This window comes from Maridesulfovibrio pacificus (SeqCode), assembly GCF_048612815.1.
Taxonomy (GTDB): domain Bacteria; phylum Desulfobacterota; class Desulfovibrionia; order Desulfovibrionales; family Desulfovibrionaceae; genus Maridesulfovibrio; species Maridesulfovibrio pacificus.
On the sequence record NZ_JBLZNE010000001.1, the window covers coordinates 2,731,175 to 2,752,023 of the forward strand.

Annotated in this window: 28 protein-coding genes; all 28 read right to left on the reverse strand. The window is 52.5% G+C overall.

Going from position 1 to position 20,849, the window contains the following annotated elements; all coding sequences use genetic code 11:
• Positions 1-246 precede the first annotated feature (246 nt).
• The 28 genes from ACNI23_RS12650 to ACNI23_RS12785 all read right to left on the reverse strand — a co-directional run bounded on the left by ACNI23_RS12650 (position 247) and on the right by ACNI23_RS12785 (position 20,849).
• Positions 247-543, reverse strand: a complete 297-nt coding sequence (locus ACNI23_RS12650) for a helix-turn-helix domain-containing protein (protein ID WP_320174948.1) — start codon at positions 541-543, stop codon at positions 247-249.
• A 3-nt stretch (positions 544-546) separates the two neighbouring features.
• Positions 547-3,189 carry a hypothetical protein gene (locus tag ACNI23_RS12655; RefSeq protein WP_420249169.1) on the reverse strand — a complete coding sequence of 881 codons (2,643 nt, stop codon included), beginning with the start codon at positions 3,187-3,189 and terminating at the stop codon, positions 547-549.
• Positions 3,179-4,969 carry a hypothetical protein gene (locus tag ACNI23_RS12660; RefSeq protein WP_420249170.1) on the reverse strand — a complete coding sequence of 597 codons (1,791 nt, stop codon included), beginning with the start codon at positions 4,967-4,969 and terminating at the stop codon, positions 3,179-3,181. The genes ACNI23_RS12655 and ACNI23_RS12660 overlap by 11 nt, the downstream gene beginning before the upstream one ends.
• Positions 4,963-7,023, reverse strand: a complete 2,061-nt coding sequence (locus ACNI23_RS12665) for a hypothetical protein (protein WP_420249172.1) — start codon at positions 7,021-7,023, stop codon at positions 4,963-4,965. Before ACNI23_RS12665 ends, ACNI23_RS12660 begins: the two co-directional genes overlap by 7 nt.
• On the reverse strand, positions 7,016-7,504 hold the full coding sequence (locus ACNI23_RS12670) for a hypothetical protein (protein WP_319778294.1): 489 nt from the start codon (positions 7,502-7,504) through the stop codon (positions 7,016-7,018). The genes ACNI23_RS12665 and ACNI23_RS12670 overlap by 8 nt, the downstream gene beginning before the upstream one ends.
• A gap of 1 nt (position 7,505) precedes the next feature.
• Complete coding sequence (locus ACNI23_RS12675; protein ID WP_320174944.1) at positions 7,506-7,952, reverse strand: GNAT family N-acetyltransferase; 447 nt, start codon at positions 7,950-7,952, stop codon at positions 7,506-7,508.
• 7 nt (positions 7,953-7,959) lie between these two features.
• Positions 7,960-9,699 carry a phage tail protein gene (locus ACNI23_RS12680; RefSeq protein ID WP_420249174.1) on the reverse strand — a complete coding sequence of 580 codons (1,740 nt, stop codon included), beginning with the start codon at positions 9,697-9,699 and terminating at the stop codon, positions 7,960-7,962.
• A gap of 1 nt (position 9,700) precedes the next feature.
• Positions 9,701-10,285: a phage connector family protein gene (locus tag ACNI23_RS12685; protein ID WP_420249175.1), complete on the reverse strand. Its 585-nt coding sequence runs from the start codon at positions 10,283-10,285 to the stop codon at positions 9,701-9,703.
• Positions 10,286-10,362: 77 nt separating this feature from the next.
• Entirely contained in the window at positions 10,363-10,611 is a 249-nt protein-coding gene (locus ACNI23_RS12690; RefSeq protein WP_420249177.1) for a hypothetical protein, read from the reverse strand.
• A gap of 14 nt (positions 10,612-10,625) precedes the next feature.
• Positions 10,626-11,462: a phage capsid protein gene (locus ACNI23_RS12695; protein ID WP_420249178.1), complete on the reverse strand. Its 837-nt coding sequence runs from the start codon at positions 11,460-11,462 to the stop codon at positions 10,626-10,628.
• 1 nt (position 11,463) lies between these two features.
• A complete protein-coding gene (locus tag ACNI23_RS12700; protein ID WP_420249180.1) occupies positions 11,464-12,285 on the reverse strand; it encodes a hypothetical protein in 822 nt (273 codons plus the stop codon).
• Positions 12,278-12,535, reverse strand: coding sequence for a Bbp19 family protein (locus tag ACNI23_RS12705; protein WP_319778301.1), 258 nt, complete (start codon positions 12,533-12,535; stop codon positions 12,278-12,280). The genes ACNI23_RS12700 and ACNI23_RS12705 overlap by 8 nt, the downstream gene beginning before the upstream one ends.
• Entirely contained in the window at positions 12,516-14,114 is a 1,599-nt protein-coding gene (locus ACNI23_RS12710) for a portal protein (RefSeq protein WP_319778302.1), read from the reverse strand. The genes ACNI23_RS12705 and ACNI23_RS12710 overlap by 20 nt, the downstream gene beginning before the upstream one ends.
• Before the next feature lie 3 nt (positions 14,115-14,117).
• Positions 14,118-14,444, reverse strand: coding sequence for a hypothetical protein (locus ACNI23_RS12715; RefSeq protein WP_420249182.1), 327 nt, complete (start codon positions 14,442-14,444; stop codon positions 14,118-14,120).
• Complete coding sequence (locus ACNI23_RS12720) at positions 14,444-15,802, reverse strand: terminase large subunit domain-containing protein (protein WP_420249183.1); 1,359 nt, start codon at positions 15,800-15,802, stop codon at positions 14,444-14,446. The genes ACNI23_RS12715 and ACNI23_RS12720 overlap by 1 nt, the downstream gene beginning before the upstream one ends.
• The gene (locus ACNI23_RS12725) at positions 15,795-16,331 is read right to left on the reverse strand and encodes a phage protein Gp27 family protein (protein ID WP_420249185.1); all 537 of its coding nucleotides are present in this window, start codon (positions 16,329-16,331) and stop codon (positions 15,795-15,797) included. Before ACNI23_RS12725 ends, ACNI23_RS12720 begins: the two co-directional genes overlap by 8 nt.
• The gene (locus tag ACNI23_RS12730; RefSeq protein ID WP_420249187.1) at positions 16,331-16,624 is read right to left on the reverse strand and encodes a VpaChn25_0724 family phage protein; all 294 of its coding nucleotides are present in this window, start codon (positions 16,622-16,624) and stop codon (positions 16,331-16,333) included. The genes ACNI23_RS12725 and ACNI23_RS12730 overlap by 1 nt, the downstream gene beginning before the upstream one ends.
• A complete protein-coding gene (locus ACNI23_RS12735) occupies positions 16,624-16,944 on the reverse strand; it encodes a DUF2730 family protein (RefSeq protein ID WP_420249189.1) in 321 nt (106 codons plus the stop codon). The genes ACNI23_RS12730 and ACNI23_RS12735 overlap by 1 nt, the downstream gene beginning before the upstream one ends.
• On the reverse strand, positions 16,945-17,133 hold the full coding sequence (locus ACNI23_RS12740; protein WP_420249190.1) for a hypothetical protein: 189 nt from the start codon (positions 17,131-17,133) through the stop codon (positions 16,945-16,947).
• Positions 17,126-17,515 carry a holin family protein gene (locus tag ACNI23_RS12745; protein WP_420249191.1) on the reverse strand — a complete coding sequence of 130 codons (390 nt, stop codon included), beginning with the start codon at positions 17,513-17,515 and terminating at the stop codon, positions 17,126-17,128. Before ACNI23_RS12745 ends, ACNI23_RS12740 begins: the two co-directional genes overlap by 8 nt.
• Positions 17,512-17,859, reverse strand: coding sequence for a hypothetical protein (locus ACNI23_RS12750; RefSeq protein ID WP_420249193.1), 348 nt, complete (start codon positions 17,857-17,859; stop codon positions 17,512-17,514). Before ACNI23_RS12750 ends, ACNI23_RS12745 begins: the two co-directional genes overlap by 4 nt.
• Position 17,860: 1 nt before the next feature.
• Positions 17,861-18,373 (reverse strand): DUF5675 family protein, encoded by a 513-nt coding sequence (locus ACNI23_RS12755; RefSeq protein ID WP_420249194.1) that lies wholly within the window; start codon positions 18,371-18,373, stop codon positions 17,861-17,863.
• 252 nt (positions 18,374-18,625) lie between these two features.
• Positions 18,626-19,069: a helix-turn-helix transcriptional regulator gene (locus ACNI23_RS12760; protein WP_319778312.1), complete on the reverse strand. Its 444-nt coding sequence runs from the start codon at positions 19,067-19,069 to the stop codon at positions 18,626-18,628.
• Position 19,070: 1 nt separating this feature from the next.
• On the reverse strand, positions 19,071-19,538 hold the full coding sequence (locus ACNI23_RS12765; protein WP_420249195.1) for a phage protein GemA/Gp16 family protein: 468 nt from the start codon (positions 19,536-19,538) through the stop codon (positions 19,071-19,073).
• A 52-nt stretch (positions 19,539-19,590) separates the two neighbouring features.
• The gene (locus ACNI23_RS12770; RefSeq protein ID WP_420249197.1) at positions 19,591-19,815 is read right to left on the reverse strand and encodes a hypothetical protein; all 225 of its coding nucleotides are present in this window, start codon (positions 19,813-19,815) and stop codon (positions 19,591-19,593) included.
• Positions 19,803-20,027 carry a hypothetical protein gene (locus ACNI23_RS12775; RefSeq protein ID WP_420249200.1) on the reverse strand — a complete coding sequence of 75 codons (225 nt, stop codon included), beginning with the start codon at positions 20,025-20,027 and terminating at the stop codon, positions 19,803-19,805. Before ACNI23_RS12775 ends, ACNI23_RS12770 begins: the two co-directional genes overlap by 13 nt.
• A 3-nt stretch (positions 20,028-20,030) precedes the next feature.
• Positions 20,031-20,540, reverse strand: a complete 510-nt coding sequence (locus tag ACNI23_RS12780; protein WP_420249201.1) for a host-nuclease inhibitor Gam family protein — start codon at positions 20,538-20,540, stop codon at positions 20,031-20,033.
• The gene (locus tag ACNI23_RS12785; protein WP_420249202.1) at positions 20,541-20,849 is read right to left on the reverse strand and encodes a hypothetical protein; all 309 of its coding nucleotides are present in this window, start codon (positions 20,847-20,849) and stop codon (positions 20,541-20,543) included.

The window sequence follows — 20,849 nt, forward strand, 5'->3', positions numbered from 1 at the left end:
GCGATAATTCGCCCTCGCGAGCGACATAAATTACCTTAGTTTCCAGTTTCACTATATGAAACACCTTTTCATTTCTAGAAGAAAATATCCAGCGGTCCGATTTATTCGGGCCGCTGGTCTTTTATCACATATTTCATTTTCAAAGATCAAATTTGCCGTTTAAGGCTCCTTGATTTCATCCCAAGGTTTAGGTCGAATTTTATTTTTTAAATGCTGATACAGCGTTTTCTGATTTTCCCATTCCCTTCATAATATATAGTCACCTCGCGCTTCCAGTTCCATGGCCCGTTTATACAGCCTACGCACATAGCTTGTAGTAATTCCCAATCTCTTAGCGATTGTAGCGTTTTCAAGTCCCTGTTTTTTAAACTTCACAACCATGGCCATCTTCCTATCCCGTCTGGCCTGTCTTGTTTCGTGCGGTATATCGGCCAGATTCGGATAAGCCTCATAGAGCTGGTAAACAGATTCTTCAGGGGTTTTGCGCCCATGTTTGACGGAATTAAGAGCATCCAGCAAAGCATTTTCAAAACCTACTCTCACGGCCTACCTCCAACCCCCACCCCGCTTGATATTCTCAACAGGCAGCAACATTTCCTGCCCATATTCCTTCTTGAGTCTGCGCTGGGTGCGCTTGATGGTGCCGGGGGAGATCATTTCCCGGATATGGTAGCCGACCATGTAGTCAAAGGCCGCCCTTGTGTACCAAAGGTTAAGATACGGGGTGTTGTTCAGGGCTTCCCGGATCAGGCCGTCCCGGCCTTTGGTCGGTTCGCCTGTGTAGAGCTGGTTAATGGATACGCCGATACTGCTCGCCGTGGATACTGCGGGACCTGCGATAGTGCCGAGAAACCCGCCGCCAAAGCGGTTGACCTTGCCCAGCAGGAAATCACCGTAGATTCCGGCCCCGCCGGACTGAAGCAGGGCCGCGCTTGCGGTTCCCATGTTGATCTTGCCGTCCTTATCCACCAGCTCACGGGGAGTGCGTCCCTTGGAAAGGTCCTTGGCGGTCATGGCCAGATAGCCCATTATAAATGAAGTGGCCACGTAGTGACTGATCCCCATGAGGTCCAGCCCGTCTACATCGGCACGCTTCCAGCGTTTACCGGACATGGTACGCTGAATGTAGGCAATGGGAAAACTCTTGAACTGGGTAACGAACCGCGCAGCCTCACCCCAACCTGAACCGGGTCGCGTGCCGCGCACCATGGCAGCGCGTGTCTTCTCATCAGGTTCAATAATGGCGTACATGGTTTCATCAGCGTAGTAGCCCATCAGGTCTGTTTCCAGCTCCCGGCGCATGTCGGTGCGCAGACGTTGCTGAAACGCTTCGCGCTGCTCGTCATCACCACGGAAGTTCTCAAGTCTATGTTCAATAAGCAGATCAATGTCCGCATCGTCCAGATCCCAGACCTTTTCTGGCAGAAGATGGGTGTTGCCGTCTGCTTCCTTGGATGCGGCGTAGCGCAGCACTTCCCACTTTTCCATGCTGATGCCCTGCCAATCCAGTATGCGCCGGGTGGCTTCGGGCAGATCTTCCCAAATCAGGCCGCTAACGTGGCCCAACTCTGTGGAAAGCATATGCACGTAACCGGACTTGTTGGCCTCGGTCCATGCGGTCAGGCCTGACCATTTAAAGAAGCGGTTCAGATGTGAGCTGGTGCTGCCGAGGTGCGAGTCCTGAGCCTCAAACCTTGCGGCCAGATCACCGAGTGTGCCGTCAATCATGGTTCCCAGTGAGCGGTAGATCCTGCGCTGCTCTTCAGAACTCAGTCCCTCAAAGCGCATATCAAAAGCGGTTTTCCATGAATTCAGCAGGCTGTTGCCGTGGTGCCGGGCATTGATGGCCTTGACGAAAACGTCAGCCACAGCGGAAAGAGTAGCCCCGCCCAGCTTGCCCATGCTCATCACCGCACGGGTAACAGATGCGATCTTCGCAGCCGTGGGCCGCACAGCTCCGAAGGTTTCCCCGTTCAGTTCGGCGTACCAGTGGGCCAGCTTGCCGGAAACAACCCGTCCCTGGCTCCAAGCATTGTTCAAACGCTGCTCGGCGTGCGCCTTGATCTGCGGCTCGGTCATCTCCTGGCGCATGTTGCGCAGCTTCTCGAAAGTAAGGTAGCCCCGCGCGGCATCAACATCATTGCGCACCCGCAGCTTTTCAGCCTCAATGAGTGATTCCAGCATTACTTCCGGATTAGGGCCGAATGTATCCATCAAAGCCAGCTTACGGGAAGATATGTCGAGATGCCCCAGAACGTTATCCAGAACATTCCCGCGCCCATAAATCTCATGGTATTGCAGGAAATCGTCAGCACTTTTGAAGTGCAGCACACGGTGTTTGGTCATGGAGCGGGCCAAGTTTGCAGGCCCAACGTGTTCACCCTTGGCTTTCGCGTTGGTCTTAAGGTCTTTGCCGCTGGAGATGGTATCGAATACAGATTCAAGGGCTGTGCGGACATCGTCTTCTTCCATATCAGGGAAGGATCTTTCTGCGTCCAGGTGTTCCATGACGAAATCAACCCAGCCGCTACGGCCCCCAAGTGTCTTGGAGAGCAGCTTGGATTGGTCATGTGACTGCGGAATCCAGCCTTCAAGCTTGCCGATGTTGGCCCCGGCGCGGTTCATGCGCAGCCGTGCATCCTCGCAATACTTGCCCAGCACTTCCGCCACCTGTCCGGCCAGCTTACCCTTGAAGTTCTCCGGTTCCATCATGGCCTTGGCCACATCGTTCTGGAAGTCCTTATCCTTCAGCAGAAGCTTCTGCACCGGTCCGTCCAATGCTTCCAGCTCGGAAAGAATTCCACCTTGCCAACGGCGTTGAATGCCGCGCATCTTGCGGCTTACGCTATTCCTTGCACCACTGAATTTCTTGGAGCTGCCGACCATCATGGCTTCCATGGCATCAAGGAAATGAAAGCCTTCGCTTTCAACCTGAGAGATAAAACTATCCACGTTCTTGCGCTTCAGGATGGTCAGAGCAACCTGCTTACGGTTAAGCGCTGCCGCAATGGCTGCTTCCTCAGACTCCTTGGCAAGCAGGTCAACCAGCTCGTCAGTGGCCCTATTCAGCCCACCTTCCGCTTTCAGCTCCCTTTTTTTCTTGAGCATCTTTTCAACCACGGCCACGGCATCTGTCCGTTCCAGCCCGCCATCAATTACAGCCTGTACACAATCCGCTTTACTCGGCATCCGGCACCCCCAATACACATTCAACTACGCCAAGTCCGGCTTCTTCCATGTCGGCCACTTTGGCTTCGAGATCCTTGGCAGAGTCCAGTTCAAGCAGATCTTCTTCACTGACCCTGCCTTCAGCTATAAGTCTATCCAGTTCAATTTCTTCCTGGGACTTGCCGCTCTTGGCATCAATACCCATGGTTTCAAAGGCATCAGCTTTGTAGTCCGGGACTTCCAGCGGCTTGATGGGTTCAATGGTTTCTGTTTTCAGATTGACTTTATGTGTGTCGGTAGTTATTTCTTTATTAAGGTCAGGCTGTGTCGGACGATCAGGTATCCCGGCATTTGTATCCCCGTTAAGGTCATCCCCCTTCGGGAGACTCTGACCTTCAGAAACTTCTCGCCCCTGCTTAGATGAATGCGAAGTCTTGGCAGGTGTATCCCCAGCAGGTGAAAGACTGCCTTCGGTAGCCATCGACTGGGAGACGCGGGAAGTTTTTCTTTTTGAAAGGGAATAGGAACCTGTCTTGTCTACGAAGGTAGAAACTAAAGTCTGATCAGGATTGCCTTTCCGTTTCTTGGCTACATAAACGACATGCGCCCCGTCTTCACGGGCAACAGTCCAAGTTATATTGTTTTTGTGCTGCACTGCCGGGTCATACTCGCGCACCACATGCGGAAGACTAAGTATGTCTTCCTTTCTAACCTTCAGGTCGGCTTGCTTCCCGCTTTCCTCCCCATGCCTCCAGATGATTTTGACCAGGCCCCAGCCACGGGACTTATATTCACGGGCAAATTTCTTGTGCTTAACCACAAGGTTGCCGTCCTCGTTGAACATTGACGGCCCACGCTCAACCAGAATTTTTTCCAAGTCTTCAGGCTCTAAAGTGGCCAGCACCTCACCCGGATCACCAACGGGATCTGCGAGTACACGGTCATAGCCGCGGCCCAGCTCTTCCACTTCCTTCAGGATGTTTGAGACATCCACAGGGCGGTCATTAATTAGGTCATCAATGGCTTTATCAGCAGCCTCGGCAACCTTCTGCCGGGTCAGCGCATCGGACTGACGGCGCAGCTTGGCCACTCGCATGTCGTGCAGCTTGGCACCGCCGAAGCCGAACAGCCCACCAACGGCAGCACCGAAGAACACATCAGACATATAGTCGGCCAGCCCTACGTCCTTGCCCATCTTGGCCCGGTTGGGCATGACCACGGCATCGGCCAGCGCGGTACTGGCCGCGCCTTCAAACACTGCCGCACCCACACGGGCCATGGTAGAGCCTCCGCGCACAGCTCCGCCAAAGGGAATAAAGTTCACCGGGTCAGGCAATGAACCAACAATCCCGGCACCGAAGCCGAGGACGGACCGCGCACCGCCGCCCCCTCGTTCCATGATGGAAGTACGCTCCTTGCGCTTGTCGTATTCCTCGGCATAGATTCCGGCCCGGACCGGAGTCATAGTTTCTTCCCATTTGATGCCTTCCCGGTAATGCTCGGATTTCTGCCAGTCTGCTTCCGACATATACGGGAGCTGCTTCTGGGTACTGCGGTGCTGCATCCATTCACTGTGCTGGGTTACCGGATCATAAGGGTTTGGACCCCAGAAGGAACTGGAGCTGGCCCCGTATGCGTCACGTTCGGCGTTGGCTATGCGGGTTTCGTCCATGGCCACAGCAAGGGTGGTGTCTTCAAATGCTTCAGTCATGGAAGCACCGAGATAACGGCCCAGCTCCGGGCGGTTTTCCATTACCCGGTTGCGTTCATCCTGCGGAGTGGAAAGAGGAATTTCTACCATAAGTCAATATCCTCCAGCAGGGATGAGGGCTTAACCTGTGAGAACTCAATGCTTAAAGCATTTCCTTCAGCATCTGTAACCAACTTCTGACTGGCCGGATCAAGCAGAACAAAACGGCCATCCATGGTAATCCAGACCCCGTTATTCTCTATGTGCTCAATGTATTCCGCAGCTCCTGCCTTGCCGAGAGTGGCAGATTTGAAAGCCAGCTCCTGGTCAAGGTTGTTCAGCCGATCCTGAAGCTGATCTTCCACAGCATCACTGACCATATTCTTGGGAAAGTACACGGCTATTTGATCTTCGTTCAGTGTTTGGTAGTACTTATCCAGAATGGTTGCGCCGGTTGATGATCCGGTCAGTTTAGCCCCGTTCTTGGTTACATCTTCCAGACCGGAAACCCTGCGCTGCATGGCTTCATTGGCTGGAATCAGCGTTCCAACCCGTTGCATCAACCCCAGAAAATCAGATGAACTGACTGCATTTGTGAGATCTTTACCCTTTAGACTGCCGGGAATATCAGCTGTGCGAGTTGTAGAAGCTGCAACCAGTGTGCGCAGGTCCTCATCCATGGCTGTGGGTAACAGCTCCTGAATAAGGTCAACACCTTCGGGCAGTTCCATTTCGTTGATGACTCTGCCGGAATAGTTGCCCCAGCTCCCCTGAAGCTGACGCAGGAAATCAAGCTTACCTTCAGTGTCCGCGCTGCTGAATTCAGACTTCAGGTTACGCTTGACCTGTTCCGGCAGAACTACGCCTGGGCGGCCTGTAAGTTGCTCTTGCATCTGCAAGGACTTTTCAATAGTCATACGCAGCCGCTCTTCTTCGGTAATGTCCAAGCCGGTTGTCGCAGCTTCAACGTTCCGTCCAGCGCGATCCCAAACGTTCCCGGCGGGGTCTTTTTCAAATGTCTTTAACCGCTTGGTCAGGGCATCACGGGCAATGTTGTACTTCTGAAGCTGTTCAGATGCGCCTTCAATTTCATCAGGACGCAGGCTTTCAACCCGCGCCCACTGCTGGCTGATAGGCACCAGATTACCGGATTCGTCCACCTGTCCTTCCTTAAGGAAGAATGCCATTTCCCTGCGACTCTCCATCTCTGCAACGAGCTTCTGGCCCTGTCGGGCATACTTACCGCCAAGGTTCACGTAGGTTGCCAGAAGATCGGCATAGCCCTCCGGTTCTGAGCCGGTTGCTACAGCATAAGCATTCGCATCAGCCAGTTTCTCCTGAAGGAGTATGGCCCGTTCTTCCAGAGCCTTGGCTGCCTCTCTTTCCTGGACAAGCAGCTCGGCCCGTTCCTGCCTCTCAACCATGCGGATATCAGATTCAATCTTATCCGCAATCTTCAGCTGTTGAGCAGCGGAAAGCAGGGAATTACCTTCCTCATCTACTAGAGATTCCAAAGTCTGCCTGGCTTTGCGTGGGTCCTTCGAGGATTGAGCCGAGAGCATGGAAATCAAAGTCTGATCCTGAGTAGTACGCATGAGCTGGATCGCTTTTTCTTCAGGATAGGAAGCCTGAATATCTTCATTAAACTGGCCCAGCTTGTCGAAAACCAGAGTAGGATCTTCATGATTAGCGGCCGCAAAGTTGAGCAGCGCAGCCCCGGAGTTCTGGAATGAAAGGGCCTTTTCTTCGTTTCTTCTCTTGGAAACAAAGTTCATGGCCAGACCATTGCCACGCGCTTCCATGTTGGCCAGCTTGCTCAGAGCAACTTCTTTAGCGTCAGAGTTCCAGCCAAATTGCTTTTCTATGTCTTTACGTTTCCGCTGGTAATAAGCCTTAGATTCATCGCCAACTTTGAAGCGGCTGGAGTCGGTGCGTTCCTGCCAGGAATTCTGGAACTCCATTTCTTCAGCTTCCATGCCTGTGAAATAATCCCGCAACTGGGTTCGGGCCTGATCTGCTTTGCGATCTTCACCGATATTGAAGATAGTATTGCCCAGCCGTGCCAGAGCTTCACCATCTGCAGCCAACGCATTGGGGTTAACACCGTAACCGGCATTACCCGGTTGAACCCGGCCAAGGTTATATCCGATAAGAGTTCTATCCATACATCTGGCTCCCCATGGACAGCAGCGAGCCACCAGCGCCGAGGAATCCGGCATTGCTTTTCTGCATTCTGGAGGCTGCGGCGGAATTATAATAACCGGCCATTTTGTTGTCGGCTTCGTAGATGATGTTTTTCTTGCGCTGGTTATGGCTGATGATCAGGGAATTCTTGTCCCGTTCATCCATCCAATCAGTTGAAGCCAGAATGGAAAGCGGAGTGCCGACCATTTCAAAACCTGAAGCGGCGTTCTCCGCTATATACTGCGACCGTTCCCGTTTCTGTTTTTCGTCCAGCAATTCCAATTCTTTCTTATGTTCCCGCTCTTCAGCGTCAATATTGCGCAGGGCAGCATCCTGAGTGAGGATTGCATTTTGCTCCTGAAGCTGCGCGTTGTATTCCAAGCCGGAATTTTTGGATTGTTGTGCGGAAATTTGACCCACGGCAGATACAGCTGCACCTACAACTCCGATAATTGCTGCCATATTACACCACCTTTGCGAATGTATAGCGGTCCTTAAAATTGGGCGGGGTCTTGCGGCTGAACCCTTCGCAAAGAAAGCCCATGGTCTCCAGCATCTTGACGCTGACTTTGTTTTCAGTCAGCACCCGCGCCTCCAGCCGTACCAGTTTCAGTTCCTTCAGGGCCTTGCGCATTATCACACGGGTCAAATGCAAACATTGCATGGGATATTCCGGTACAAGGTCGCTGGTCAGTGCCCATGCCTCAGCGCACCGGTATCCCTGATACATAATCCCGCCACAGCCAATGATGACACCGTCTTCCCGGACAACAGTCATGGCATAAGCGGACTTCTCAAGACCTAGTCCCAACTCATATAGATTTACCCCTTCAAGGTCTTTGCGGTCCATGGCCCGAAGCTGGATATCAACGGCATCTGTTGCCTTAAATTCACGTTTATAAGTCTTCATAGTTTTCCTAAGTATTAATTACTTGTGTCGGGACAACCATAAGTACGGTCATGGGCAACGGCTGATCCTGACGAATATGAATTACACTGCCTCGGGTCCAACCGGTGGGGGAAACGAGTTCTTTGTCTCCGGTAAAAAGAGGAACGGCCTGCCCCATAGGCATATTGGGAGCGCGGGAATAGATAACGTCCAGCTCGCCTGGATTCATGCCCATTTTTCCGCCCAGAGTGTTGTAAAATCGGGCCGCAATTTTGAAGAGTAATTTAGGCTTAGTCTGGGACGTTCCCCGGTGGCTGCCGAATTCAAGAGGCATAGGTTCAACAACGGAGCTATAGCCAAGTCCCACATGGATTTTCTGTCCTGCGGAAGTGAGTTCCAGCTTGCCGTCTTCGGCAACTGTTTCGTTAGGAATCACTGCGCCGTCCACAAGGATCTCAACCTCGGCCCCAGCCAAATGCTCTAGGCCGGAAAGTGATTTGGTCTTTTCTTCCAGATCAAAAGTAACCCCGGCATCAAGGAAAAAAGCTTCCACAGCAGTGTCGTCATTGACGCTGTCAAACTCGGCCTCAATGAATTCCACAAACCGCTTTTCAGTTCCGTTGATGTTCCGCAAAACAACTGCCCAAAGCTCGTCACGTCCGGCAGCGTCATTGTGAATGGAAGCAATGGATTCAACCTTGCCCTTGGTTATGATGCGGCTCCAGGCAACCACGTTCTGCTCACGGTAGTAAGTGCAAGCCAGCAAGGTCCCGTCATTACGCAGCCCGTAAATAATGGAATCTGGTGCCTCCAGATAAGCCAGCTCCTTGATTCCATTACGGGTAATGTGTTCCGCAAAGATGGTCATATCGTTGGACGGGTATGAGTCGACCTGAAAATTATAGGCCATCTCCATAAGCCTCCGTCCAGCTCTTTGAATATAAAGGGCCGAATTGGCAGCCAGCACAGGAACAACTGAAGCTGCTCCCACTGTTGATGCCTGCTTGGTTCCAACGTCAGGAGTGCTGAATGTTCCGTTCTTGCCGAACACAGTCCAGGTTCCGCCCTGAGTGCCAACGTAGATCACGTCTTTGGGTAAAAGGAATTCAATGCGGTTGCCCTTGCCGGAGCTGATTTTTCTCTGTCCCGGAGCATCAGCCAGCACTTCCGCATCCGCTGCTGGCATGGTGAAATTCCAATAGTCACTGATTTTAGAGAAGTGGATCATCCCATCCGCAGTGGCCAGAAACAAACGGTCCTGGTAAAAACAGCAACAGGTGGGATGTAGTCCGGCTCCCTGTGGAGCGGAGAAACCGGACAGCGTCCAATTGTCGTGCGCGGTGCGGGTTAATTTCTGGGGCTGATGACCGGGGCAGGTCAGGATCAGAGTATCCAAAGACTGGCAGAAGTTAAGTTGCGCAATGTCTTCAGCAGTAAACGGGGTTGCCCGTTCATAAATCTCACCTTCACTGGTCTTGACCACACCCTGACCAGTGAAAACCCGCATTTTCAACGGCGAAAATTCCAAGACATAGGTCTGGGTTTCCGAGAATTCAAAGGGGATCAGACGTGATTTTTCAGAGTTGCTGACAGCTTCAACCACGAATCGGAAGCCGCTGCGCCGGGTGATCCCGCCATGAGGGTGAACATGGAAGTTCTCAAGGGTTTTGCAGCCGCTGTAATACTTGGCTACATCCACACGTCCAGCCAACCGGGGAGAGATCTCCCCGGAAGTAAAGCTGGCGATGACTGGGGTTGATATGGACAAACTATCCTCCGTATTTTGCTGTCAGCCAGCTTGAGTGCTGGACTATCTTATGGTTGTTTCCAGTTTCCCGTGCGTTGACTCCCCGCGCCTGGGTCAGGGTCCGCTCATATTTGGCCAGCATCGATTCAGCCATGGTTGTTGAGCCGGTAAGCGGATAAGCAAGTTTGCTGGCCAGACACTCGGCCAACGCAGCCCTGAGCAATGAATCATAATTTAACGTGTTCTCGTCCCGGCGTACGTAGAGCAGACACAAGGGAGACGGTTCATTGCAGAGGATATTCGGCCCCACGCGCTGCCAATTATCAATGATGTTCCCGGACCTGTCGGCCACCTGTGAAATCCTGAGCACATCCCCCGGAATCAGGTAAGCATAATCCCAGCCCCATGCAGGCTTTTCAGCCAATGCGCCTATTGTTCTCATATCCTGACAACAGACCCAGTCATGGGAACGCAGCACCTCGTCACGGACATTGTCCCAGTGTTGAAGGCAAAGACGCGCCCCCTGGCTTTCTTCGTTAATTGAATTGATGCGGCTGGCAGCCAGCAGGGTCAAAGCCGAATTGCAAATATCAAGTAAGCTGGACATTCGATTCTCCTAAAAAAAAAACGGGGAAGCCATGCGGCCTCCCCGTTTGTAAGTTGTATATGATTAAGGCCCGCCTGTTACGCGCTGGCCACCACGGTCACAGTGCCGTTTGTGTTCTTGGCCACAAGCAAATCGACTGCCGCAGCTCCTTCTGCGCCGGATGTGGCGATGATGACATCGCCGGTATCAAGGTTGAAGTCATTGACCGCATCGTTGAAGTAACCGCTGGCCTTGACGGTAGTCGCCGTGTCAGTGGTTTTGTAATGAAACTGCTGCTGGCCCGGTACGCCGTCAATGCGTCTCATCATTTTCCATTCGTAAGCCATATTAAGTCCTCCCTTTATGCGAGCGGTGCATCGTCATCGCATTTGATTTCAACCACGCCTTCACCGTCGATCAGAACCGCACCGGCGGAAATGTAACTGTTCACCAGATGGGCCGCCTTAAGAGGAACCCAGTCAATATCGCACTGGACATCACAGGCTTCAGCCAATCCGATAGCGGTCTTGTGGTACAGGAAGCAGCTACGCACACCGTCAACCAGAGGGAGATCCGGCAGCATCACCCAAGTATAGCCGTTCCAACTTTTACCTTCTGCATACTGAAGCCAGGGGAAAAGCTCTTTGGAGTAATCGCTGGATGCGAACTCATTAATGTTCATCAGTTCTTCCCACTGGTTCGGTCCGACAATGGCATATCTGTTGCCGTCCTGCGGAACGCTGTTTCCGTTAAGAATTTTGTTTCCCTGCTGAAGCTTGAGCTTACTGAAACCAGTGGCACCGTCACCGATGACGTTGGTTGTTAGGGCTGCCTGACCGATGATACGCCCGTCAATAACCCCACCGAGAGCTGAAGCGGCAATGACCTGAGAGGTCTTGCGTTCATCGTGCTGAATTTTAAATTCATCCAGTTTGTCCACCAGTTCTGCAGCATACCAGTCCCCCAAAGTGGCTGTTGCCGGAGTGTGATCCGGGTTCATCAGCGGAACATCGCCGTTGCGGGTCTTTTTGCCCGCCGAGCCTTTCCCTTTTTTCTGAAAAGTAACGTCCTTGCCGGTTACGTTAGTCTTGATACGCACTGTATTACGCAGTTTTGAGCCGCCCTGACCCGAATAGACAATGTGTACACCGTCTTCAAATTCAGAAGTAAAGGCTGCACTGACATCGTTCTTGCCCATATTATCCTTCCTGGCTGGTTAAATTTTTGTATCCTTCCCGCACTTTTTTTACGAAGGCTTCATCCCGTTTAGTGGGATCATTGGAGCCAAAGCGCGGGTCCTGTTGCATAGTCCTCAGTTCCTCACGGGTATAAACCCCTGGCTTACCTTTCTTCGGCCCTTTGAACTTACTTTCAGTCACCAGCGGAGCAATCTCGGCGAAAGCGTTCAATACTTCCACCTTGTTTCCGGCAGAACCAAGGGCCTTAAGAAGTTCATCACCGCCGATAGCCTTAGCCGCGCTCAAGGCGGCATCTGCCATTTTAGCGGCATTCTTGCCGTGCTGTTTCTTGAACAGTTCCACCTGTTCCTTGCGGTCAATTTCGACTTCGCTGTCTTCCGCAAGATCACCCAATTCTTCGGCCTTCTTGGCTACCCAGTCGCAAACGCCATTGAACTGTTCTTTGTTCAGGTTCAGTTCCTTGGCTACACCCCTGAATTCATCGCTGATTTCGTCCTGCATCTCAGCCATGCTTTCCGGGTATTCGTATTCAGCACCGTCTTCCGGCACGCCCATGGCCTTGAAGAACTCAGCCATTTCTTCCGGGGTGGCATCTTCGCCGGGGATCATGAACTTGGGTGCATCACCTTCAGGTGCTGCTTCAGGATCTCCGCCGTCTTCACCGGATTCATTGCCGTCTTCATTACCATCTTCTTCGCCATCACCGTTCAGATCCAACTCTTCGGAAGTATCAGAACCGGAATCATCAGCTCCGTCCTGGGACTTGGTGTCCTCGGAATCGTCCGCGTCTCCCAAGCCCTGTTCCAGCAGGGATTTACTCATGGGATTCCTCCGTTTTGGTAGGGGTAAAATTGTTAATGTTCGTCATATGCAGGATATGGTTTACCAATGACCTGCGGCCCTCGTTAAAATTTGTGCGTCCTGGCTCCGGCGAAAAAGAGCTTCTGTAATGGAAGCCTCTGGTCTTAAGATCATCCAGCACTTTCTGTCCGTCATCAGTTTCAAACACCCGCAGGTAACGCCGGTGCTGTTCCATTAATTCTTTTTTTGCATCACTTTGCGTTTCCGCCATTAGGGTCCTCCAGTTGTTGTGCCTGTTGGGCAAAATTCATTAATTGACCCGCTCCAGCCACGGCCTGCTGGGCCTGCATGTCTTCCTCTCTTTTCTTGCGTCGTGCTTCCACTTCGTCAGGATCACGCAGGTAGGAAGGCGGCAGCGCGTTACTGTCGCACTGGTGGCGGACAATCTTGTCCACATCAAAGTTATCCATCATTTCAGCCCGCTCCTGCGGAGTCTGGGCAAATGGTGCCAATGAGTTGATTACCTGCGGCAATCCGCTGCTTTCCTGTGCTCTGCGCAGTCTGGTGATTGCGTTTTCAACACTCAGCACAATGTCATCAATGGTCATTCCTGATGGAAACGGCCCCAGCTCCCCGGATCGGTGCAGGATTCCCAGCACACGCTTCAGCAGCATGACCAAATATTCAGAAGTTAAACGGGTCAGCACCGGCTTAACCAGCCGAAGCTTCTCACCCTGACGAACCCACCATTCATAAGCCGTCCCTGATGTTTCAGGCGATGACATGATTTCGTACATGAAGATGCGCAGAATGCTTTTTTCTCTGCGTTCCAGCATGCGCTCGGTTGCGGCGAGATCCACGCGTATTGGAAGCTGCTTCACATCATCGCCGGTTCCGGTGCGGTAGTAGGAAAGCCCACCCGGCCCGGAACGAATCGGCCCCAGAAAACTATCATCAGGCACCAGCATGGGCGGGTCGGCCATCTTTTCCGCACCCATGAGTCCGGTTTTGCTGATGGCGTTAAGCACCCGTGTGTCCGAAAGCGCGGTCATGCCGGGGCTGCGTCCGAAAACTTCACCCGCCGCCTTTGACCAGCGCGGAACCATGAATGGAAATTCCTGATAGCCGGATTGCTCCAGCACGGTTTTGGAATCCTTTTCCATGTAGACCGAGGCAAAGGGCATGTTTTCAACGCCTATTCCCTTATTGATTCCTTCCCGTGGGAATACGGCATGCAGGATGGCCACTTTTGTTTCCGGCTTTTTTTGGGCCAGTTCCTTGACCTTGTCCGAAGCCTCGTCTTCCCATTCCTGCATAATGGCCCGCGCACTCATCTCGTATTCCCGGAACAGGGTATCCACCCGGCCCTTGGAAGACTCGCTGACCACGCACTGAGGCAGCGGCAGTGTGGAAAACCTCACAAGGGTTTCCGGGTCAGCTTCCACGTACATAGCCCCGGTACCGACGAGGCAGACTTCAAAAAGCAGCTCGTGGTCATGCTGGGCAAAGCCGGTATCATCACCGGTGAAAACGTGCTTCAGCTTTTCTTCAACCCTTTCCAAAAATTCCTTTACCTGCGTGTCATCAGCCTTGCTCTGGTCACGGTGACGGGCCTTGTACCAAGAGTCGGAACCGTCAGTGAGCAAACCGCCAAGGCCGGAAGCCAGCAGGTTCAGCGCGTATTCAGGTGTGGACTCAAAAATCTTTTCATCACCGATCTGGCCCTGCTGGATGGTGCTGCGCTTCATGGGCTGGTAATAGCTGTGCAGCTCATCCCAAAGCCCGGTCCACTTATCACGGTCCTTTTTGGCGTCCGTGTACTGGCTGAGTATGTTTTCAGCTAGATCCATGAATTACCCCAGAGTGGTTTTAAGGCCCTTGGAAGCGACACTGGCCACAGACTCCAGCCCCAGTGCGCCGGTTGCCAGAGTGGACGAACTCTGCCGCTTACGCAGGGTGTTGTTGGCCTTGGCCGCTGCATCGTCCGCCAGCTTCTTTTCTTCCGCTGCGGCTGCGGCTTCATCAGCTTCACGCTGCGCCTGAAGCTCCGCTGTGGTAGGTCCGGCCTGAGTTTCAACTTTGTTATCGCCGTTTAGCTCGGCTAATACGGGGTCATATTTTCCTGTCAGCCCGTAGACCGGGTTGGCGATTTTGGAGATTACTTTAACTACTCCGCCCATTACATGCTCCATAGGTTGCTTTCAGCTCTTGCCTGCTGGCGGTGTCCACCCCCTGCGAGGCCGATAGAGCTGTGAGAGTTGATAGTGTGAGTCTGCCGGGGGCCGCGCCTGCGATCCTCGCGAAAACCAACGGCAAAGTATCTGAACGCATCCACCGCATGAGATGACCAGTCGTGCAGCGGCTTGGCTGCAAAGTCTCCAGCCTTCTCCTTGAACTGGCGGCGGTAATGAAGCAGGGCTTCAATGCCCAGATCACAACGGCCCTGATCAAAGTGGCAGTTGGGAATCATGGTTCGCACAGCGTTGATGCCGTCCTGCACCGGAATGTTAGGAGCCACGTCAAACCGGATTCCTAAAGACCGGGCAACCTCAAGCCGGCTTTTTCCCGTACCCAGTTCGCGCACCCGGATATCGTGAGGCGCAATGTGCCGTCCGTAGCTGTACGGTTTCTCACTGAGCACGTTGGCGTAGTGGTCCAAGCCTTCGCCGCTGGCCTCGTAGTAGTCGATCACAGCGTACTTGCCGCCGGGGTACGCCTGTACGAACCAGATGGATGTGGAATCGCTCATGCCAAGATCCCATGAAGTATGCACAGGTAAGCTGGAATCGTAAGAGACATTGGCGATACGTTTGTCCCGCTCGGCATCTGCCATCAGCCTGCCGAAGAACGCGCCCTTGATTGCCGCCATGAAGCTGCATTCCATCTCCTGTTCGTATTCTTCAGGAGACATGTCCGCCTTCATGGCTTCCAGTTCTTCAGGATCAAGAATCCCAGTCTCGGAGGCACGATAAAGAGCAGCAAACCAGTTCGGATCGTTCTTCGCCCGCTGGTACAATTTCCAAAGGACGTTCTTGCCCTTGGGTGTACCGATGAAATCAGCCCAGCCCTTACGGTCAGCTAATGCAGGACGGACGATTTCAGTCCATGTGTTCCATGGCATCTGTTCGATCTCGTCAAAGATCACGCCGTCAAAATACAAACCGCGCAGGCTGTCTGGGTTGTTGGCTCCAAGAAGCTGAATGACCTTTTGTCGTCCCTTGGAATCTCTGGGAAAACATGCTTTCAGCTCTGCTTCATTGAAGCTGATCCCCGGATAGTTCCACAGGTAATATTTCAGGTACGGCCATGCCACCGCTTTAGCCTGACGGTAGAGCGGTGCAATGTATGAGCTGAAACAGTCCGGCAGTTCGGACTGAATACTGCGCCGGATCAACTTGTTGACGGACATGACCGTCTTGCCGAAACGCCTATGGCAGATCTCGACAGAAAAGCGGTAAGGGCGTTGATCCCTGTAAACCTGACGCTGAAGAATGCGCGGGGAATAAGGGATGACGACTTTCTGAGGCATCTTACTCATCGTCTTCTTCCTCATCAGCCCAGGAGACAACAATGTCTCTAGGTTCATCGTCCTCGTCTGCCTTCTTGGCATCACGGGCCAGCAGCTCAAACTTGGCGCAGTCCATGGCGGCCTTCTGGACACGCTGAACAGACAGCGACAAATCCTTAAGGGATTCCGCATCCAGCTCTTCACCGGCCAGCATTTTGTTCGCTGTTTTAAAAGTCAGAGTGCGAACCATCTCAACAGTTGCGCGGCCCAGATCTGAGTGGCGAACATCACCGAGATCGCCCACAATCTGTTCCGCAACTTCACGGGCAACACGCACTTCACGCGCAGCTCGTTCCGTGGCCATGGCAAAACGGTTAAGAGCTGACCTGCTGATCCTCTCTTCCATTTCCAGCTCTTCAAGCAGCGCGTTGGCTTCCTTCAGAATGTCTTTCTGGGACAAACGATTGTCCCGCAGCGCGTCCACAACAAAGACCCGAACCTCTTCAGGCAGAGTGTGGATGGATGAGAGCCGACCACGGCCAACTTTATTGTCAGCCACTACAGCCTCGGCTCCGGCTTCTTAACGCCGTCATGCTTCTTGCCGTTGGCAACGTCCGAACCGCGCTTGGTCAGGGTGGCAATGTAAAGACCGTTTACGTCCTTGAGTTCCACCAAGCCCTGATCTTCAAGCCAGCGCAGTTCCTTGCGCAGCCTTGAGCTGTCACGGTCAAAGGCATATTCAACGGTCAAATCCAGCAGGATGTCTTCATTGAGCGCGTAGTTCGCTTCTTCCTGCAAATATTGCAGGATGGTAATGCGCAGGTGTGCTAGTAGAGTTTCCGAATATTCCACTATTTTCCTCCATTCAGCAGATGATCTTCATGACGGGTGAGAACTCGCGCCACACGTTCCACAGAATCCGTCACTCCTTTCATTTCAGCGTTTAGCCCTTTGATGTCTCCTCGAAGATCTGCAATAGCAAGAGCCAAATCATTCACGGTTTTTTCGTCCGGCAGGTTGCCCAAAGCAACTTCGTTTATGGCAACTCGTTGCTCCAGTTTCTGCACACTGTCTTTGCTGGCAAACGATTTCCGCATGCTCCAGCAAAACCAAGTGAGAAGGATTTGGGTCAAAGCCACCACGCCGGACAGGTTGAAAAAGTCAAAATTCATCTAAAACGCCTCCCAGATGACTCTGGCAATTACCCCGGACAAAAAGCAGACAAACAGCCATCCACTCCGCTTTACACGGTTCAGAAAACGATTCTTGAAACTACGGTTTTCAAGAATCGCCTGTATTTTCTGACACCGCGCTGATGCATCATTCAGGCTTTTTTGTGCTTCTCTGATTGGATCAGCCATTTTTCTCCCTCCAGGTCTTAGCCACTTTCTCCGCACTGCGTCCGACCACGTAACCGCCCAACCCCAGCTCCATCAGACTCCAGAGCTGCGTGGGCAGCTCAAGCTTCGGAGCGTTGTCCCAGAACAGGGCCAGATACGGGTAAAGCAGGTAGTTATTGGCAACGATGGCAACAATGACCAGCATCAGGATGGGCCGCCAAGAACGCTGCAACCAGTTGCCGGACATCTCAGCCAGCATGATTTTCAAGCGACCTTCCAGTTCGGCAAGCTGACCGGACTGTTGTAATTCCATCAGCTTAAGCTTGGCCTTTTCACGCTCACCGGCATCAGGCCAGATCTTGTCAATGATGGTGCTGCCGAGATCCAGAATTGAACCGATCACGACACACCCCAAATTCCGTAGGCAATCCAAGAACCGGCATCCAACACGAAGACAAGAATTGCGATGATCAGCGGTACAACTCCGCCATACTTGTGAGTCCCTTTGAATCGGGGAGAGAAACGTGCCCAAGCGGCAAGCCCCAGTGCTACGCCCAGAAGCACCCAGTTGATCCACAACCACATATCGCTGGCAATCCAGAGATAGAGGGCCAAAATGTAAAAAGCACAGCCCAGCCCCAGAGGGATGAGAGACTTATCTTTTCCCGCAAATCGGGGATCAACGCAGGGCCATACGACCAGTACTGTTGCCAGAATTACGATTATCCAGTTGATCCAGAGAGACATGCTATTCGCCTCCTTCCTGTTCCTGGGCTGCTTCTTTTGCTTTCTTGGCCTCGGCCTTGGTGGGCATCTTGGGCTTGGGTTCGTCCTCGGCCTTTTTGCCCTTGCTGCCATCAACATCGATGACGGTGATCTGTGCGACAGCTTCTCCGTCACCCATGGCGGTCATGAATTCACCGAAAGCCTTGGCACTTCGGAGCACAGCCCTTTTTCCGTTCATTTCACCGGGTTCCTTTCCGGTCAGCGGGCAACCCTCGGTGTCATCAACTGTGTTGCCTATGTGAACACGGACATAGTCACGCTTCGGAACTTCCTTGATGGTCCACAATTCACGCCCTTTGCTGGGGGAATATTCCAGTGCAAAAACATAGACTCCCGCAGGGATGCAGGAAATATCAGGTTCGTTGTCCCGCCATGGTTCTTCCAGGCACCAGCAGACCGCTTTGCCGTCAACGACAAGGACCCCTATAGTTTCAGTTTCGGATTGTTCGACACGCCTCAATTCAACCTTCTTCATTCTTTCAGCCTCCATATTGTTGTTCGTGTGGCTCTCTCGGCTTTTGCAAAAGGGATTTGTCGGGTTTTAATCGTAAAAACGTGCAACGATCCCATATGAGCAAGAAAAGACGAGACAGCGCATTTTCAGGCTTAAATCTAGCAAGTGTAGTTAGAGAGGACCAAGAAAGGTAGGAATGCTGGGAAACTAAATAAAAACCTCCCCCGGCACGAAACCGGGGGAGGTAGAAAGGAGGTAGTTATGGTTTTGGGACTATTCGTCCACGTTGTTCATTTCAGCCTGTACGCTGGTAGTTGTCACGCGCCATGGCGGGTCATTGTGGCGGATCAGCTTGCCTTCTTCAGCCAGTCTGTATGCCGTGCTGCGGCTGACCCGCAGGCAGTACATCACCTCATCAACTCGCAGGAACGCTTTATTCGCAAGCAGCTCTTCAGGAGTGATGTCGAACTGGTGGATGGATTTCTCTGCATGATTATCGGGAAGGTTCAGCATTACCTGAAAGCCTTCTGTCTTTTTGGGTACACAACGCTTGCTGCAACCGAAGCAGTGCAGGAGCGGCCAGTAGCAAACCCAGAAAGCCTTTTCCGGGTTCTTGCACTCAAGGCGCACATAAACAGAAGGATCAATGATCCCATGGTACACACGGAAACCCTTGCCGTATAAATCTGCAAAGTCCTTGAGGTTGCGCGTTGTCATTTTAGCTTCCTGTTTTTAGTCTTCTTTCAACCCGTTCCTGCCACTTCTTCAACCTTTCAACCAGCCCTGATGCCTGTTTGGGAGTCAGCCAGTTAGGATCAGCGCAGCCTTCCGGCTGCTCGTCGCATACTGTCTGTTTCTGCACCCAGCTCACCGTGGCCTCGCGCGATCCGTCCCTGATCTCGCCCAGCTCGGCCAACTGTCTCCAGAGAACGAAGATTAAGCGAACCTGTGCCTGTGCGGCCTTGGCCTTGGGAGCCTTGCCTTTCTTCGTCTTCGGCTTGGGTTCCCAGCCAAACTGTCTGGAGTACAAGCCGAGAAGGTCACCAAGCTGCTTGACGCTGAGGTCTTTGGAACTTTCCACGCCGTAGCGGGTTCTGAGCAGCGTGTAATAGGCTTCATCATCAATGGGGATCTGGCGGCGGCCTATGGCTGCTTTTTGGATTAGTGCTTTTTTATGATTGGTCATATTTCAGACTCCTATATCATGGCCGCCCATCGTCTGACGGACGGCCTTGCTGTTAATCTACAATCGCTTTCACCACACCGCTGGTCATGATGGATTCCAGAACATGGCGGTAATCTTCCGGTCTGGCATCGCCTTCAACGCAGACTTTCTTCCAAGCATCTTTAGTGCGCTGACTCATCTGGCTAGTGTCAAAGTTCTCCGCTGCACGGGCTGCCGGGATTTCCCTGTGAATGGAAACACCGGGTTGTTCTTCGACTTTATGTCTTATTTCACCCATGGCTTCCCCTTGACTCCTTCAGCCTGTTCCAGCAGGTTGGTTGTTCTCTCGGTCCAGTCTTTCGGCATTGCTTCGCTATGGACGGCAATCTTAAGCTGCTTTGCCATTGACTGGGCCACCTTCGCATTCTTCATGGCCTGAGCTTCACAAGCCATCAGCCTCGAAAGCGGGACCATCTTTTCCGGGCCAGATGCATACTGTTCAAAGCACATGACTTACTCCCCCGAGTCTTCCTGCGCGATCTCATAGAAGAACGTATCTTCTTCCTTGCGGCGCATTCTGACAGTCTTCAATTTTTCATCTGTCCAGCCCTTCATGGCTTCCTTATCAACGCCCTCAGTCAATTTGATACCCTTGGTCAGCTTATGAACTTTGAGGAGTTCAAGAACTTCTGCTATGGTGGTTTTACCAATAGTCAGCAGCTTGGTGGATTTGCGGAAGCCGATGATGCCGAAGGTCATTTTTTTGCTCTTGTTTTTCGGGAACAGTTCATCCTTGTTCAGGCTGGCATAAGTTCCAAGAGCAGCTTCAAGGACCTTGATGCGGGCCTTTTTCGGCTCAACCTTGAGCTTGCAAACAGTTTTAGCGGCGTCGATTGTTTCATTCATGTCGGATTCAAGTTTGCCGATCCCGCGCTCCAGTTCGGCAAGTTCCGCCATAGCCGAATCTACTCCGGGCAGGTCCTCGATCACCATGATTTCCGGCTTCTTTCTGTTCGTGGTCATTTAGTTTTCCATCCTTCTGCCAAGGTCATTGGCAATCTGTTTTGAGTCCATGGGCAGCTTAACCGGGCCGACTTCACGGCGCTGGACAAAGTTTAAAAACACCGGGGGCCGCTCTTCGTACTTGCCCAGAATCTGCACGTTGTTTACTGCGGAGCGGATGCAGACCTTGGCCTTGCGGATTGACTCTTCATCGCCGTTTTCAAGAAAGGCGAGAGCATCAATCAAACTTTCTGTGGATCTCTGCCCAACTGGTCCCATGGGTGAGGGTCTGAAAGCTCCGTTGCCAGTTGATCTTCCTGTGTCGTTCAT